Source organism: Planococcus beijingensis (assembly GCF_016820615.1).
GTDB classification, from domain to species: Bacteria; Bacillota; Bacilli; order Bacillales_A; family Planococcaceae; genus Planococcus; species Planococcus notacanthi.
Genome location: NZ_JADHDZ010000007.1, coordinates 36,487 through 50,910 on the forward strand (window position 1 = coordinate 36,487; position 14,424 = coordinate 50,910).

The window sequence follows — 14,424 nt, forward strand, 5'->3', positions numbered from 1 at the left end:
CCTTTTACTATTTGCTGCCGTGCCATCTAGAGCCGATAATTCTTTAAAAGCGCGATAGAAATTCATAGCTATCGCTTTTATTAATCCTATAATCCAAGGAACATATTAAGTTACTCTCTTAATAGGTCTTTTTCTATACTCACCCCGATTCATATGAACTATATTAGTATTAATTTATCATAATATTCAGTTAATTAATACATTTTTTTATTTAATTAGCACTTTAATCTTCATTGTTTTATCAGTTCTGTATGTTGAAAGTCTTCCACCAAGTGGGTAAGAGCAAGAAATCATTTCTGTATAAGCATCTTCCTAGTAATATAGATGATTCAAAACACAATAAACCGCATCCAGTAAATCCTTATGGACTCTGGCTGCGGTTTTTCGTTATTTAGTCGCTATAAGGTTATTCTGAATTTGAAACTTAATTAATGTGCATGCAATTATTCAGGTTCTCCTTCTAAAAACAAGCATGCCAACACCGATCAATAGAAAAACTACTCCGATGAAGATGAGCAGTAAAAGAACAAAGGCTAAGAAATAAGCAAACCCTTCCCCTTGCCCAGTGAGCTCACTAAACCTCGGAATTCCACCCATAACTATAAACAGCGGAGGAAAAACAATCAGCAAAATTCCGGTCACCAACAGCTTTTTGGGTTTGCCCATCCCAGTCAGTCCTCTCTTTTCAATTCCCTTCCAGTCATGCTTATGTAATAGTCATCAACAAAACGAAGCTTCACTGCTTCCACAGAAATTATTTATCGTTCATCGCGCTGTTTTCTGCTGTTCTTCCATACGGAGCTTATTACTTTGATGATAAGGACTATCAGAAAAGCAAATGGAATGAGCCAGAGGATATACTCCCAATAGGACATATCGGTGCTTCGATAAAATGCAGTACCGATCATTGCACCTAAAAAGGCCAGGAGGAAATTTAAATAGGGATCGACTTTCTTTGTAATTATCGGCTCTTTCAACCAAGTACCTATTTTACTTTTTTTCATAGATATCCCCTTTATCGCGTTTATTTCGTTTTTCCCAAGCCGGAAAGATAAATGCATACAACAGGAATCCGGCAATGGCTTGGCCGATGACATGGGTCCACACAGGTGTCCCATTTAATATATACGTCACTACAAACCCTATGATGCCAAAAACTAAAGTTCCTAAAATTGTGTTTTTAACGCGTTTATTCATACCATCCCACTTTCGGCTGTCTGTCTGAAAGAAGCTCTCTTTTTACTGATACCCTTTTATAATTGCTGGAAACTGATTGGGAATACAGGCTAAATTCTCTTTGTTTAGTCAATTGATTTAGTTGCTGAAATTACCTCTAAAAGTAATACCCCTTCTCCCTACTTCCAAGTTATGCCATACTGAAGACAGATACAATAAGGGGGAATTTTTTATGGCAGAATTAAATGCAATGTTGGCGTGGACATTTACGCAAGAAATTGATGTACCAGCATCGGTCAACGAGTTGCTGATTCCAGGGGAAGTAGCACAAATCGCTTATAAAACGGTGCGCGATACAGCAGTCGTGACGAACAAGCGCATCATTATTTCCGACAAACAGGGATTGACTGGCAAGAAAGTAGAAGTCTACACGATTCCTTTCAAATCGATCATCATGTACTCTTCGGAAAATGCCGGCACGTTTGATTTGAATACGGAACTGGAGCTATGGACGAAAGCTGGAAAGTTTAAATTGAACTTGGCGAAGAAAGTTGATATCCGCAAACTTGATAAGGTTATTGCGGAAGCGATTCTCTAAATGCCATTTAGCAGCCCTTCTCACCATGGAGGGGCTGTTTTTTCGGCTTAGCTTTCCCACTCTTTATCTGGTGATCATGTTTACAACTTAAATAGAGGCAATTTCATTTCATCAATTCCTATATCCCTATAATTAAAAACACCGAGCCGCTCCAACCAGTCTTTTCCTGGTCAGAGCGGCTCGGTGCCGTTTTATTGATTGGCTGCTGCTTTTGCGGCTTGTGATTTTTTCAAAATGATTTCGAGTTCTTCCAGTGATTTGCCTTTGGTTTCCGGAATGAACTTCCAGACAAACAATGCGGAAAGGATGCTCATGACGCCGTAGATTCCGTAAGTCATCGCACCGCTTACTTCCATCATCGGCGGATAGGTTGAAGAAACGAAATAGTTGGCTGCCCATTGGAAAGCCACCGCAATCGCCAATGCCTGTCCGCGAATCTTGTTCGGGAAGATTTCCGACAGCAAGACCCACACGACCGGTCCCCAAGACATCATGAATGATGCCGTGTAGATGATGATGAAGACCAGTGTAGCGGTACCGATTTGTTCGAAGTATGCCAGTCCGGCTACCCCGAACATCCCGATGGTCATACCGATGGAGCCAATGATCAACAGCGGCTTGCGGCCGACTTTGTCTACGGTGACAATGGCAATGACCGTGAAAATGACGTTGACCAAGCCCATGATGATGGTCTGCATTAGCGAAGCGTCACGTCCGGCACCCATGCTTTCAAAGATCCGCGGCGCATAATAAAGCGCTACATTGATGCCGACAAATTGCTGGAATACCGACAGCAGGATCCCGATGACAATGATTCCTCTGCCGTAGGCAAAGAGCTTTTCCTTTTTGTGATCGAAGGAATTTTTGATTTCATACAGCGTCGCTTTTGCCATGGTCATATCGTAGGTTTTCAACAAAATGTCCATGGCTTTGTCGTCTTTCTGTTGAGAGACGAGATAACGCGGTGTTTCCGGAACGAAAAACAGCAATAAGAGGAACAATAAAGCCGGAATCGTTTCAGAAGCGAACATGTATCTCCAGCCCAATTCGTTGATCCACGTCAGACTCTCGCCTCTTGCGATTCCCCAGTTGACGAAGTAAACGACCAGCATACCGAAAATGATGGCGAATTGGTTCAAGGCAACAAGACGTCCTCTTAAGTTCGGAGGCGCGATTTCCCCGATATACATCGGTGCGACTGCAGAAGCCAGGCCGACTCCGATTCCGCCGATGATCCGGTAGAAGTTGAATGTTGCCAGTAATGCGATGGAAGGCTCACCTGGTGTGAAGAACAGGAACTCCGGATAAGCAGAACCGAGTGCCGAAACCAGGAATAGAAATGCAGCGATGATCAATGTGAGTTTCCGGCCGAATTTCGATGAGAACGTACCGGATAAAAATCCGCCGATGATGCAGCCGATCAATGCACTGGATACCGTCAATCCGTGGATAAAGGAGCTGAGTCCCAGGCTATCTGTGAAATAAGTCTGCAGCGCACCTTCTGCGCCCGAGATGACAGCCGTGTCGTAGCCGAATAACAAGCCACCCAGTGTAGCTACTAATGTAATCCCAACGATGTATAAAAGCTTGGTATTTTTCATTTTGCCATCGAGAGCAGAATCACTTTCCTGCCCTCTCCTCCTCTCGCGTTGTAAGCGTTATCAGTTATTGTACCAATATTTAGTTACTTTGTGCAATGACTAAACTAAGTTTTTTGAGATTTTTTTATTATCTTGAAATAAAGAATGTTGAATTTTACTGCTCCAATGCTTGATGCACGGCGGTTTCAAATGAAGAATTGTTCTATTTTAAGAATGTAAGAATTCAAAATTACCACTTCCTATATTTGGTTATTAACCTTACAATTTGAAGAAAGGAGTGGATGGCATGGCTATCAAGTTTAAATTATCGAGGATCCTAAAACACTTGAAGTTGAATTCAATGTCCATTCAAAGGATGTCGTCCCTACAGAACAAAAATCTCTGACAAAAGCCGGCAAGTAAACCATCAAAGAAATGCCGAAAACCAAATACTATGACATCACACAGGATTATTTCTGCAGTTGCGCAATCCGGATTGCACGTGATATGTTCGCCATTCTGCCTTTTGATCTGGTTGTTGTCCATGCGATGGATGAAGTTTTGGACACCTCAACCGGCAGGACAGATATCCTTCCGATTCTTTCTGTTCGTTTTGATAAAACCACATTGAACAGCCTGAATTTTGAAGCCATCGATTGTTCAGATTCAATGGCTAATTTCCAGCACAATATGAAGTTCAGGAAGACACAAGGGTTTTCTCCCGCTGAGAAGGTTCAACTTTCTTGATCATAAAAACAGAAATTAAAAAGGTGAACGGCCAATCGTTGTAATAACGATTGGCCGTTCACCTTCTCTATTTCTACTTTGGAGATTCACTCCATCAAATTTGGCAAGAACATTACCAGTTCCGGTATATACGTCACCAATGCAATTACTATAAAAGAGACAATTAAAAATCCTGGTAAGTATTTTAGAATGGAGCCCATAGTGGCATCTGCTATTTTCCCAGCTAAAAACAAGTTGATGGCCATCGGTGGGGTAATCAGGCCTACCGCTAAGGTAACGACCACAATGATTCCCGCATGAACTGGGTCAAGTCCTACTACAGGCACTAGAATTGGGTAGACGATAGGTGTCACTAAAATAACTCCAGTTACTGAATCCATCAACATGCCAATCAAAGTTAAAAACAATAAGATTATCAACAAAATAATCCAAGTTTGATCCGTTAGCTCCAATAGGAATGCAGCAAGACTTTGTGGAATCTGTTCGATTGTTAATAATCTTGAAAAGATGGTTGCAAAAACAAGTGTCACCATCAGCATCGCCGTATTCAATGCTGATACTTTGGAGGCTGATAAAATTTCACTCAAGTTAAGTTCCCTGTAGATCAACGAACTTACTAAAATCGCATAAACCACTGCAACAACTGCTGATTCTGTTGGTGTAAAGAATCCCCCATAAATTCCCCCGATAATAATGAATGGCATCAGCAATGCCCAAAATGCAGTCTTTCCAGTCATAATGATTTTACGAAGCCGCTTTTCATTCCCTGCAGTAAGTTGTGACTCTTCACTTTCTTTCAAATCAAACTTCTTAACATAAATTTGATTGATAATGATGAATCCAATGATAAAAAGAAGACCCGGGATAATTCCTGCGATAAACAAATCGCCGATGGATGTATTGGATATGAAACCATACATAACCATCGGGATGCTTGGCGGGATTATAGCTCCAAGAAAAGCTCCTGATGCAGTTAAAGTAGCAGCATATCCAGGAGGGTACTTTGCCCTCTTCATCTCAGGGATCATCATTCCGCCAACCGCCGCAACCGTTGCTACTCCTGAACCTGATACAGCGCTGAAGAAGCCGCTGGCCAAAATAGTGATGATTCCAAGAAACCCTTTTACTTTACCAACTAATGAGGCAGAAAAAGCTACAATTCTTCGTGATATCCCTCCTTTACTCATCAACTCTCCGGCATATAGAAATAAAGGAATAGCCATCAATGGGAAAGAATCGAGACCGGAGTATAGTACAGCTGAAAACATATCTGGTGCTAGGTTCGATCCGAACAATATATAGACTAAAGAAGCAAAAGCGAAAGAGAACACAATTGGAGCACCGCTTAAGAGAACAATGATAAAAGTCAATAGCATTAATATCATTTAAGTCCCCTCATTTCTCTTAAGCTTTCTATAATTTTAATAAGGAAATGAACAAATGTTAGAACTCCACCAACCATCAACGGCAATAGGACTGCCCACATCGGAAGCCTTAAAATATTTGTTCGTTGCCCGAATTCTAATTGTTCTTGAAAATAACTGAAGGAGAGATAGACAAGTGCAGCCGCAAACAGGACGCCAAGAACTTGTATAAAAAGATCCACCATCTTCTTTTTCCGTGGGGTCTTTAAAAATGCATCAAGTAAATCGATACGGATATGATAATTCTGTTGGAAAGTTGCAGCCAGTCCCAAATAAGTAATCCATAACAAAGAAATTTTCGCTACTTCTTCTGTCCAGGGGATTGGAACCGGCATTAGCTTTCTTGCCACCACTTGTATAAAAACTACAGATGACAAAAGAATGAGTAAACCGGTCACAATGATATTCTGCAATTGCGTACTAAATTGCAGGTACTTTTTTAGCATGCCCTTTCCCCCTCAATGAAAAATAGGATATGTCATTCTTCGTATCCTGCTTCTTGCAAGACCAGATTGGTTAAGTCTTCTCCTGCTTCTTTGCGGATTTGATCAATGAATATAGATGATGTTTCTTTAAAAGCTGCACGCTCTTCTTCATTTGGTTTAAACGTTTCCACTCCTGCTTCTTCCATAGCTGCAATTGAAGTTTCATTGAATTCTCTGATAGCCTGACGCTCAACTTCACTCGCTTCCTTCGCAGTTTCTTCTAATGCCTCTTTTTGAGCATCTGATAATCCTGACCACACGCTTTCACTAATAAAGAATCCGAGTGGAGAATATTGATGGTTGGAAACAGTTAAATAGTCTTGGTGTTCAAAGAATTTGGCAGCGTAAGATAGAATTGGTCCATTGTCTTGTCCATCTACTACTCCTTGCTGCAAAGCTGCATAAATATCTGGGAAGGGCATAGGCGTTGCCATAGATCCCAGTTCAGAATACCAATCAGCTAATACTTTACTTTCAGGTACACGCATTTTTACTGCTGCTAGATCTTCCGGTTTTTCAATAGCCTGTTTATTATTTGTAATGACACGGAAATCATTATGTCCCCAGGCTAAATTACGAATACCTTTTTCAAGCATTAAGGCGGACAATTCTTCTCCTGCTTTACTGTCCATTAACGTTTCTGCTTCATCAAATGATGAAACTAAAAATGGAATATCAATTACAGCCATTTTGGGTTCGAAAACAGAAAAGACTGAAGAACTGATCAAACCGATATCAAGTGAGCCATTTTGGATCGCTTCGAGCATTTCACGCTCCCCACCTAATTGGCCATCTGGAAATACGGTCATCTTGATCTGACCATCTGTTTTTTCATCGAGTGCATCTGCCCATGCCTGTGCACCCTGATAATGAGGACTCCAGTCTCCAACAACAACTCCTACTCTCAACTCGAGTGGTTCAACCGAATCTCCTGAGGTCCCAGTAGCGCCCTCTGTTTCCTCATTACCACATGCTGTCAACAAGATTATTCCAAAAGCCATCACCATCATTAAAAGAATTCTTTTCATCCCATTCACTCCCTTTTCTTTAGAATCTATTTCGCTTCCAAAATCAGTAGTTCTGGTTTTTCCAGGATTTCCTTTACGTGATGCATAAATTTTCCTGAAGGTTCTCCGTCAATAATTCGGTGATCAAATGTTAATGACATGCCCATCATGTGGCCGATTTGAATTTCATCATCGACAACTATCGCCTGCTTTTTAATTTTATGAATGCCCATAATGGCCACTTCTGGATAGTTGATGATTGGCGTTGCATACCAGCCCCCTTGGCTGCCCGTATTCGAAATTGTAAACGTGCTTCCAGTAAGTTCTGCAGCCTTAAGCTTTTTATTTCGTGCCTTTTGAGTCAACTCTTCAATTTCCTTTGCGATTTCTAAAATGGACTTTTTATCTGCATGCTTAATCACTGGCACCACTAGTCCATTTTCGGTAGCGGTTGCTACTCCGATATGAATATCTTGGTGGTACTGAATCGTCATATTTTCTTCATCTACAGACGAATTAAAAATTGGATAACGCTTTAAGGTATGCGTTACCGCCTTAATAATGAAAGGTAAGTAAGTCAATTTAATTTGTTGCTGTTCAGCATTCGGCATAAGAGTCCTCCGCATTTGCACCAAGGAACTTACATTAACCTCATCCATTCCTGTACACATCACAGCATTTCGTTGAGCCTTTGTCATTTTTTCAAAAATCATTTTTCGTGTACCGGTAATTTTTTCTATTCGATCCTCAGTTGAAGGAAAAACTATATGTTGATTTGCTGCTAGTGGCGATATCTCTTGCTCTTCTGATTGCTCCCGCTTTTCCTGCTCTTGCTCGTTATCGAGATGCCGTTGAAGATCTTTTGACAGAATTTTGCCGCCTTTACCAGTAGGGTTAACCTCTCTTAAGTCAACTCCAGCATCCCTGGCAGCTTTTCTTATGGATGGGGCCGCCAATATTCTGTCGTTCGGATTCTTTTTAACAGGATTTTCTTTAGATGCCTTAGATACCTGGACTTCTTCTGGTGGAGTAGGAAATTCTACTTCTTCCGCTATAGCTCCTTGAGCTCTTTCATCTGAAATCCCGCTGAATCTAACGAGTATTTCTCCCACTTTTATGGCGGTTCCTTCTTCACCACCCAGCTTTTCAATTTCTCCTGAAACAGGTGCTGATATTTCCACTACGGCTTTATCGGTCTGAACTTCTACAATACTGTCATTTTCTTTTACACTATCTCCTTCTTTAACCAACCACTTAACAATCTCTGCTTCATGCAATCCTTCTCCGATATCAGGAAGTGTAAAGTCATATGTAGACATGCAAGTCCTCCTTTCTTTTTTATTCCTCGTCCAACACAGCCGTTATTGCTTCATTGATACGCTTTTCGTTTGGCAGCCATTCTTCTTCCACCATTGCAGTTGGGTAAGGAGTGTCGTAACCGGTCACCCGTAAAATAGGAGCTGACAAGCTGTACAATGCTTTTTCACTGATAAGCGCAGCAATTTCTGCTCCGACTCCTCCTGTTTTCACGGCTTCGTGCACAATGATTACATGTTCCGTTTTCTCTACTGAAGCTACAATGGTTTCTATATCCAAGGGAGCTACTGTTCTAAGATCTATAACTTCTATAGAAACCCCTTTTTCTTCCCACCATTTTTCAGCTACAAGTTTAACTGTATGAACCGGTGGTCCCCAGGTGATAATGGTAAGATCTTCACCTTCACGCAACCGATTGGCTTTACCGATTTCTACCGTATATTCTTCTTCCGGCACTTCTTCTTGAAAAGCCCGATACAACTTCATAGGCTCTAGGAACAGTACAGGATCCGGGTCTCGCATCGCCGCTATGAGTAAGCCTTTCGCGTCATAAGGATTGCTTGGCATGACAACTTTCAAACCAGGGGAATGGGCAAATGCGCTTTCTAAGGAATCGGAATGTAACTCTGGTGCCCGAATTCCTCCCCCATATGGTGCACGGATAACCATTGGAGCTGTTTGGGTTCCCCCTGAACGAAAGCGGAGACGTGCAGCTTGTGCTGCCATCTGATCCATCGCTTCATAAATAAAGCCCATAAACTGAATTTCAGCTACTGGCCTCAAACCTCGTGCAGCCATCCCGACTGCTGCACCAATAATCGCCGATTCTGCAATCGGTGTATCCACCACCCGCTTCTCGCCAAATTGGTCAAATAATTGGTCAGTAGCACGAAAAACACCGCCATTTTTACCGATGTCTTCTCCCAATAGAATGACTCGATCATCTTTTTCCATTTCGCTTTTAAGCGCTTGGTTGATTGCTTGAACAATATTCATCATGGTCATGGACGGTTTGCTCCTTCCGCCTGCTTTTGTTGTTCTTCTAATTGCTTCGTCTTTTCTTCGAAGATGTTATTAAATACATCCTTTATCTGACTTGGATTTGTGGATTGCGCTTTTTCGAATGCTTGTGTAACCAGATTTTCCATTTCTTCAAATAACTCTTGATCCTTTTTTTCATTCCAAATCCCTAAATTTGTTATATATTTTTTCATTCGCAGCAAGGGATCTTTTTTGCTCCATTGGTTCTCTTCGTCCGGTAAGCGATATTTTGTCGGATCATCCGCGGTAGTATGTGGTCCTTGTCTGAATGTAACGGCTTCAATTAATACCGGTTTTCCCGCTTTGGCTTTTTCAATTGCTTGCTTCATCGTTGTATACATGGCAACCGCGTCGTTCCCATCTACTCTTATACCGGTAATTCCATAAGCTAAAGCTTTTTGGGCAATGGTTTTACTGGCTGTTTGCTTTTCAAACGGCACACTGATTGCCCATTGATTGTTCTGTACAATGAAAATGATGGGTAATTTATAAACGCCTGCAAAATTGAGCGCTTCATGAAAATCACCTTCTGAAGTTCCCCCGTCTCCAATATAGGCAACACTCACACTGTCTTCACCTTTGTATTGACTTGCCCATGCTCCGCCGACTGCATGCAAATATTGGGCTCCGATAATGATTTGAACCGGAAAAACATTGGCCTTTTTTTGCGCCAATCCCTCTAAATGGCCCATCGTATATAAAAACAATTTTTCCATGGGCATTCCTTTCATCAAAGAAACACCAATTTCCCTGTAGCTTGGGTAAATCCAATCTTTCTCTCCAGTTGCGAAAGCGCTTCCAATTTGTGCCGCCTCTTGGCCTTGTAAGGGTGCATAGGTACCGATTCTTCCTTGCCGTTGCAGTTTCATAGCTCGTACATCAAAGACTCGTGCCTTTACCATGCCGTGATATATTTTGATTAGTTCTTCTTCAGGTATATTTGTATCCGTACTTACAGATTCTCCATTTACATCAATGTGTTGAATCATTTCTATAGCCAGTTGCTCCTGTTCGATCCACATACCTTAACCCCGCTTTCTGAAATTACTATATTTTCTGTTAATTTATTATATAAAGATATTGACACCGTGTCAACTTGTTGCAAAAGAAAAAATCCACTGTAAAAAGAGGACTCTCAGATTTATTTATATAAACCGTAATTGTAAACTTCTGCAATATTGCGGGCGATTTCTTTATGATCTTGAGTTGTTTTTCCTAATGCAATTTTCCACAGGAATTTTTCACCTGGATAATAAAGTGAACCTGCTACGATACGGGAATCGTAGTTCGGATTCCGGCTGTCGCCTCTTTCTTTAACCAGTTCGACATTCTTGGATATCCGTTCAATAAAACGTTCTGTGATTTCTTCCCATCTGTTTAATATGATTTCGGAGTGTCCGAAAGCTTTGTAAAAAAGAGCTAACCACTCTTTATGGGTAATAGCTAACTCAAGAAAGTCGGTAATATTCTTTGTAGTAAATTGAAGAGCTTCTTCTTTAGTATTTGGCGTGTAATCTCCTGAAGCTACTTGATAAAAATCTTCCATGATGTCTTCCATAATATTCATCAGCACTTCATCTTTCCCATTATTAAAATGCGAATAAACAGTGCCGTAGCCCACCCCCGCTTTATCAGCAATCAATGTGATGGTGGTGTCTCTATAGCTTTTTTCTAAGAATACTTCTCTTGAGGCATCTAGAATTTTTTTGCGTGTTCTTTCCGCGCGTATTGCATAGCCACTCTTCTTCTCAGCGTCCATCTTAAGCGCCCCTCTTCTTTTAATGTGTCTGTTTAAGATTTAAAATAGTTTAACATATAAATATATAGAGTTGTAGATTATCAAAATAGCCTAGTGTTTTCTTGAAAAAAGTACGCTTATGAAAAACTTATATTAGTTCAATGAATTCTATGTTCTTTTGCATAAAAAGATTGGACGGGTTTCCCTGTCCAATCTTTTCTGTCTCTGCAATTTCAGTTTTCTTCAGTTAATAGAGGAACCTGAACCCCGCTCCACTCACTGACATTGCACTCTTTCATCATTCCTTCCTGTGGCTGACATGGTTCCATCCGACCGGAGCCCAACACTGTGAAGATAACTCGCCGCGGTCTCCACGATAGGGTGCCAGTCACTGACATCGTCAAAAAGATTGGACAGCATGAATCGTCTAATCTTTTTGCCTTTATTCGGTTAAAACTACCTACATATCACAACACAATAACTTAATCAGCAGTGAGTTTCGCATAAGATAGATAGCTGGATACAAGTTTCGAAAGTTTCTTTTATTTCTTTATTTTCCTCTCGATTTCTTGTATACTAAAAAGAAAGAGGAGTGGTGAAAATGGTGAATCTGTTGGATAATGTAAAACCTCGTCCTTCTGATGAAGCGATTAAAAGTGAACGCGTGAAAGAATATGTTCAATTGATGAGACTTCATGAAGAGCTTGAAAGAAAAAAGAACAAACTTTATGAAGAGCTGATAGAAGAAGAACGCAAAGAAGCCTTTGAAGCACTGAGCAGCGAATTTAATCTTCCTCCTCATGTGACGGTTCGCGATGCCGCAGAGATCATGGATATCAGTCCTCAGATGGTGCGGAGACATTGTGCTGAAAGAAAACTTATCGCTCAACAGACCTTTGAAGGCAGCGGAAAGTGGCGGATTGAAACCAAACAATTGATGGACCAGCCCAATTGGGAACGTTTTATTGAAAAACGTGCTCGAATCAAAGATCAGTCGATTGGATTCGCTGGTGAAATGCTGAATCAATTGCTGGAAGAGGAATAAGCTAGCTATGGTTAGATTTAAGCAGTATACAGTAGATACGAATTTTTTTCGTTACCATGCCAACAATAATGGTGACCAGAATCTAAGGAGAGCAGCTGCTCTTTTTTGGAGAACTGCAAAAGAAGAAATAGAAAAAGGTGAGGCGGTTATTCTCGTCCCCGCAGAAGTTAGAAGAGAACTGGAGGTTCAATCCCATACCTTGCCTGACAGAGAGAACAATAAGATACAGCGTCTTTTGGCTAATTGCCAGGAAGTATCCCCTTCTGTCTCAATAGAATTGGAGCATCAAGTCAGAACGATGTCTGCTTATCTGCGGGCCAATTTCCGGAATGCTCTTGGCGATTTCTCTATCACATACGGTGGTGTTTCAGACTCTCGTATTCTTTATAGCGCTTATTATGAAGACAGCATTCTTGTCACAGCGAATGTTAAAGACTTCATGCTTTACCCTTTTTTATTTAACCAGAGTGAAGATCGATTGTATGATTTAAAGCAAAGTCAATTTGTTTACATACCTGAGGAAACTTATAATCTGGTCTGGCAAGACTCGGGCTTTCAGAACATGTTTCTGGAACTTAGCAAATTAGAGGTTGAATTAGAAGATACAGATGATTGAATGGCAATTAACTCAACCCCCTCCAGGCAGTCCTGCTGCTTGAAAGGGGGTTTGTTGTAATTCTACATTTCATTATATGCAAACTTATTTTATTGAAGGTTTAATCAACTATGTTTATTAAATTCCACTCACCTCACACTGCCCTTCATCATTACGCCCTACCGCTACCATACTTCCATCTGCTTTAAGACCAATCGTATGAGCATTGCCTGCCGAGATCGCTACAATATCGTGCCAGTCACTCGTTTCGCCTTGCCCGTCAGTATTTCGCCCGACTGCCACCACTGTGCCGTCAGCCTTCAACCCAATCGTGTGATTGCTGCCAACCGCTATTTCCACAATATCTCGCCAACCGCCTACATCGCATTGGTCTTCTTTATTCAATCCAGCAGCCACGACAGTTCCATCCGAGCGGAGACCGACACTGTGAAGATAACCCGTTCCCGTTTCAACGATGTTACGCCAGTCCTCTACATTGCCTTGCCCGTAGCGATTGTTGCCCGCTCTCTTTACCGTGCCGTCTTTTTGAAGGCCAAGCGTGTGCCAGTCACCCGCAGAAACGGAGACGATTTCGCGCCAATCACTTACATCGCATTGCCCTTCATTATTCCGACCTATCGCGATGATTGTGCCGTCCTTTTTCAGTCCGAGTGTGCGGCGCCATCCTGCCGCGATTGCTTTAATATCCCGCCAATCATTTACGTTACATTGCTGGTATTTATTCCAGCCGACTGCGACGACTTTTCCATTCTTTTGGAGTCCGACCGTATGGGAATTTCCGATATGGCCCGTTCCCGCTGCCACCGCTGTGATGTCTCGCCAGCCGTTCACTTGGCATTGGCCGTATTTATTATCGCCCACCGCGGTCACCTTACCATCCGAATGGAGCGCGACAGTATGGCGATAGCCTGCCGTTATGGTCTTTTTCGGCCAACGCTTCATCTGCAACGGTTGTTCTTCTGATGAAAGACGGTCCATATTCAACCTCCCCGACATGTTTGTCTCTGAACAACGAACAGTGATGATCGACAGCTGTTATTCTTCCAAAAGCTCAATCAAACGGATCACTTCTTCATCTTCTCCGGTCTCTATCTCCACCAGCTCAGTGTTCTCGATGATGTCGTTGTAGAAATCTTCCCCTGCAGGATACTCGCCATCCCAGCGCAATGGCACATTGTACAGATTGATCGTGCCGTCCCCGTTTCCGCTATACGTCACCGACCCGTCTACTAAACGCGAGCCTGCCAGTTGGATAACCGCTTCCGGATAAGCGGCGCTCGTTTCATCGTCGGGATTGAGCGGTGTGCCTTCAGGGATTTGCTGGACGTACAGCCCGTCTATTTTCTGATTCGGACCGAGCTGCAGCCACACTCTGGCGTATTCGATCTGTTCGCTGGAATACTCGGATAAGGCATCTTCCCCTGAGTCAGTCGCCACCGTAGAATCCTCCTCTCCTGCTCCTTCTTTTCCGCCTTCTTCCAATGCTGTTTCCTCCGGCTCGCCTCTGGCTTTTGAAGCGTCCATGATCGGCGCATCCTCTTCCCCGCAGCCCGCCAACAGCAATAACGCCGCACTCACACAGAAGAATTTCTCCACTTTTTTCATCGGTCCCACCTCTCCTTTTTTCTGAAATCCTTAGTTAGCAGTACA

Annotated in this window: 18 protein-coding genes; 4 read left to right on the forward strand and 14 right to left on the reverse strand. The window is 42.1% G+C overall.

Annotation, left to right across the window (positions count from 1 at the left end):
• Nucleotides 1–447: 447 nt before the first annotated feature.
• The 3 genes from IRE19_RS15375 to IRE19_RS15385 all read right to left on the reverse strand — a co-directional run bounded on the left by IRE19_RS15375 (nucleotide 448) and on the right by IRE19_RS15385 (nucleotide 1,197).
• Nucleotides 448–666, reverse strand: a complete 219-nt coding sequence (locus IRE19_RS15375) for a hypothetical protein (RefSeq protein WP_203341069.1) — start codon at nucleotides 664–666, stop codon at nucleotides 448–450.
• Between the two features lie 92 nt (nucleotides 667–758).
• On the reverse strand, nucleotides 759–1,004 hold the full coding sequence (locus tag IRE19_RS15380; RefSeq protein ID WP_203341070.1) for a hypothetical protein: 246 nt from the start codon (nucleotides 1,002–1,004) through the stop codon (nucleotides 759–761).
• A complete protein-coding gene (locus tag IRE19_RS15385) occupies nucleotides 991–1,197 on the reverse strand; it encodes a hypothetical protein (RefSeq protein WP_203341071.1) in 207 nt (68 codons plus the stop codon). The genes IRE19_RS15380 and IRE19_RS15385 overlap by 14 nt, the downstream gene beginning before the upstream one ends.
• A 211-nt stretch (nucleotides 1,198–1,408) precedes the next feature.
• Between IRE19_RS15385 and IRE19_RS15390 the strand changes: the two genes are divergently transcribed.
• Nucleotides 1,409–1,774: a PH domain-containing protein gene (locus tag IRE19_RS15390; protein WP_203341072.1), complete on the forward strand. Its 366-nt coding sequence runs from the start codon at nucleotides 1,409–1,411 to the stop codon at nucleotides 1,772–1,774.
• A 191-nt stretch (nucleotides 1,775–1,965) separates the two neighbouring features.
• Here the strand turns inward: IRE19_RS15390 and xylE are convergent, their stop codons facing one another.
• Nucleotides 1,966–3,375 (reverse strand): D-xylose transporter XylE, encoded by a 1,410-nt coding sequence (xylE, locus tag IRE19_RS15395; RefSeq protein ID WP_203341073.1) that lies wholly within the window; start codon nucleotides 3,373–3,375, stop codon nucleotides 1,966–1,968.
• 414 nt (nucleotides 3,376–3,789) lie between these two features.
• On the opposite strand from xylE, the gene IRE19_RS15400 reads away from it, so the two are divergent.
• Nucleotides 3,790–4,101, forward strand: a complete 312-nt coding sequence (locus tag IRE19_RS15400) for a hypothetical protein (RefSeq protein ID WP_203341074.1) — start codon at nucleotides 3,790–3,792, stop codon at nucleotides 4,099–4,101.
• Between the two features lie 86 nt (nucleotides 4,102–4,187).
• Here IRE19_RS15400 and IRE19_RS15405 read toward each other — a convergent pair whose 3' ends face one another.
• From IRE19_RS15405 to IRE19_RS18540, 8 genes are all read right to left on the reverse strand, one after another.
• A complete protein-coding gene (locus IRE19_RS15405; protein WP_203341075.1) occupies nucleotides 4,188–5,486 on the reverse strand; it encodes a TRAP transporter large permease in 1,299 nt (432 codons plus the stop codon).
• Nucleotides 5,483–5,971 carry a TRAP transporter small permease gene (locus IRE19_RS15410; RefSeq protein WP_203341076.1) on the reverse strand — a complete coding sequence of 163 codons (489 nt, stop codon included), beginning with the start codon at nucleotides 5,969–5,971 and terminating at the stop codon, nucleotides 5,483–5,485. The genes IRE19_RS15405 and IRE19_RS15410 overlap by 4 nt, the downstream gene beginning before the upstream one ends.
• A gap of 32 nt (nucleotides 5,972–6,003) precedes the next feature.
• Nucleotides 6,004–7,038 (reverse strand): TRAP transporter substrate-binding protein, encoded by a 1,035-nt coding sequence (locus IRE19_RS15415; RefSeq protein WP_203341077.1) that lies wholly within the window; start codon nucleotides 7,036–7,038, stop codon nucleotides 6,004–6,006.
• Nucleotides 7,039–7,064: 26 nt separating this feature from the next.
• Nucleotides 7,065–8,336: a dihydrolipoamide acetyltransferase family protein gene (locus IRE19_RS15420; protein WP_203341078.1), complete on the reverse strand. Its 1,272-nt coding sequence runs from the start codon at nucleotides 8,334–8,336 to the stop codon at nucleotides 7,065–7,067.
• Nucleotides 8,337–8,355: 19 nt separating this feature from the next.
• Nucleotides 8,356–9,339 carry an alpha-ketoacid dehydrogenase subunit beta gene (locus IRE19_RS15425; RefSeq protein ID WP_203341079.1) on the reverse strand — a complete coding sequence of 328 codons (984 nt, stop codon included), beginning with the start codon at nucleotides 9,337–9,339 and terminating at the stop codon, nucleotides 8,356–8,358.
• Nucleotides 9,336–10,397, reverse strand: a complete 1,062-nt coding sequence (pdhA, locus tag IRE19_RS15430) for a pyruvate dehydrogenase (acetyl-transferring) E1 component subunit alpha (RefSeq protein ID WP_203341080.1) — start codon at nucleotides 10,395–10,397, stop codon at nucleotides 9,336–9,338. The genes IRE19_RS15425 and pdhA overlap by 4 nt, the downstream gene beginning before the upstream one ends.
• Before the next feature lie 119 nt (nucleotides 10,398–10,516).
• Nucleotides 10,517–11,134, reverse strand: a complete 618-nt coding sequence (locus IRE19_RS15435; protein ID WP_203341081.1) for a TetR/AcrR family transcriptional regulator — start codon at nucleotides 11,132–11,134, stop codon at nucleotides 10,517–10,519.
• Nucleotides 11,135–11,389: 255 nt separating this feature from the next.
• A complete protein-coding gene (locus tag IRE19_RS18540; protein WP_349291288.1) occupies nucleotides 11,390–11,533 on the reverse strand; it encodes an RCC1-like domain-containing protein in 144 nt (47 codons plus the stop codon).
• Nucleotides 11,534–11,714: 181 nt separating this feature from the next.
• Between IRE19_RS18540 and IRE19_RS15440 the strand changes: the two genes are divergently transcribed.
• On the forward strand, nucleotides 11,715–12,158 hold the full coding sequence (locus IRE19_RS15440; RefSeq protein ID WP_203341082.1) for a MerR family transcriptional regulator: 444 nt from the start codon (nucleotides 11,715–11,717) through the stop codon (nucleotides 12,156–12,158).
• Nucleotides 12,159–12,165: 7 nt separating this feature from the next.
• Nucleotides 12,166–12,774: a PIN domain-containing protein gene (locus tag IRE19_RS15445; protein ID WP_203341083.1), complete on the forward strand. Its 609-nt coding sequence runs from the start codon at nucleotides 12,166–12,168 to the stop codon at nucleotides 12,772–12,774.
• A gap of 117 nt (nucleotides 12,775–12,891) precedes the next feature.
• Here the strand turns inward: IRE19_RS15445 and IRE19_RS15450 are convergent, their stop codons facing one another.
• Both IRE19_RS15450 and IRE19_RS15455 read right to left on the reverse strand, forming a co-directional pair.
• Nucleotides 12,892–13,752: an RCC1 domain-containing protein gene (locus IRE19_RS15450; protein WP_203341084.1), complete on the reverse strand. Its 861-nt coding sequence runs from the start codon at nucleotides 13,750–13,752 to the stop codon at nucleotides 12,892–12,894.
• 57 nt (nucleotides 13,753–13,809) lie between these two features.
• Nucleotides 13,810–14,379 (reverse strand): hypothetical protein, encoded by a 570-nt coding sequence (locus IRE19_RS15455; RefSeq protein WP_203341085.1) that lies wholly within the window; start codon nucleotides 14,377–14,379, stop codon nucleotides 13,810–13,812.
• Nucleotides 14,380–14,424: the final 45 nt, after the last annotated feature.

What these genes read in the sequence shown, in the direction of transcription:
- IRE19_RS15380 (WP_203341070.1), bottom strand. Translation starts at nt 1,004, where the DNA reads ATGAAAAAAAGTAAAATAGGTACTTGGTTGAAAGAGCCGATAATTACA.
- IRE19_RS15450 (WP_203341084.1), bottom strand. Translation starts at nt 13,752, where the DNA reads ATGGACCGTCTTTCATCAGAAGAACAACCGTTGCAGATGAAGCGTTGG.
- xylE (WP_203341073.1), bottom strand. Translation starts at nt 3,375, where the DNA reads ATGAAAAATACCAAGCTTTTATACATCGTTGGGATTACATTAGTAGCT.
- IRE19_RS15400 (WP_203341074.1), top strand. Translation starts at nt 3,790, where the DNA reads ATGCCGAAAACCAAATACTATGACATCACACAGGATTATTTCTGCAGT.
- IRE19_RS15420 (WP_203341078.1), bottom strand. Translation starts at nt 8,336, where the DNA reads ATGTCTACATATGACTTTACACTTCCTGATATCGGAGAAGGATTGCAT.
- IRE19_RS15385 (WP_203341071.1), bottom strand. Translation starts at nt 1,197, where the DNA reads ATGAATAAACGCGTTAAAAACACAATTTTAGGAACTTTAGTTTTTGGC.
- IRE19_RS15410 (WP_203341076.1), bottom strand. Translation starts at nt 5,971, where the DNA reads ATGCTAAAAAAGTACCTGCAATTTAGTACGCAATTGCAGAATATCATT.
- IRE19_RS15445 (WP_203341083.1), top strand. Translation starts at nt 12,166, where the DNA reads ATGGTTAGATTTAAGCAGTATACAGTAGATACGAATTTTTTTCGTTAC.
- IRE19_RS15435 (WP_203341081.1), bottom strand. Translation starts at nt 11,134, where the DNA reads ATGGACGCTGAGAAGAAGAGTGGCTATGCAATACGCGCGGAAAGAACA.
- IRE19_RS15425 (WP_203341079.1), bottom strand. Translation starts at nt 9,339, where the DNA reads ATGACCATGATGAATATTGTTCAAGCAATCAACCAAGCGCTTAAAAGC.
- IRE19_RS15375 (WP_203341069.1), bottom strand. Translation starts at nt 666, where the DNA reads ATGGGCAAACCCAAAAAGCTGTTGGTGACCGGAATTTTGCTGATTGTT.
- pdhA (WP_203341080.1), bottom strand. Translation starts at nt 10,397, where the DNA reads ATGTGGATCGAACAGGAGCAACTGGCTATAGAAATGATTCAACACATT.
- IRE19_RS15405 (WP_203341075.1), bottom strand. Translation starts at nt 5,486, where the DNA reads ATGATATTAATGCTATTGACTTTTATCATTGTTCTCTTAAGCGGTGCT.
- IRE19_RS15390 (WP_203341072.1), top strand. Translation starts at nt 1,409, where the DNA reads ATGGCAGAATTAAATGCAATGTTGGCGTGGACATTTACGCAAGAAATT.
- IRE19_RS15415 (WP_203341077.1), bottom strand. Translation starts at nt 7,038, where the DNA reads ATGAAAAGAATTCTTTTAATGATGGTGATGGCTTTTGGAATAATCTTG.
- IRE19_RS18540 (WP_349291288.1), bottom strand. Translation starts at nt 11,533, where the DNA reads ATGCTGTCCAATCTTTTTGACGATGTCAGTGACTGGCACCCTATCGTG.
- IRE19_RS15455 (WP_203341085.1), bottom strand. Translation starts at nt 14,379, where the DNA reads ATGAAAAAAGTGGAGAAATTCTTCTGTGTGAGTGCGGCGTTATTGCTG.
- IRE19_RS15440 (WP_203341082.1), top strand. Translation starts at nt 11,715, where the DNA reads ATGGTGAATCTGTTGGATAATGTAAAACCTCGTCCTTCTGATGAAGCG.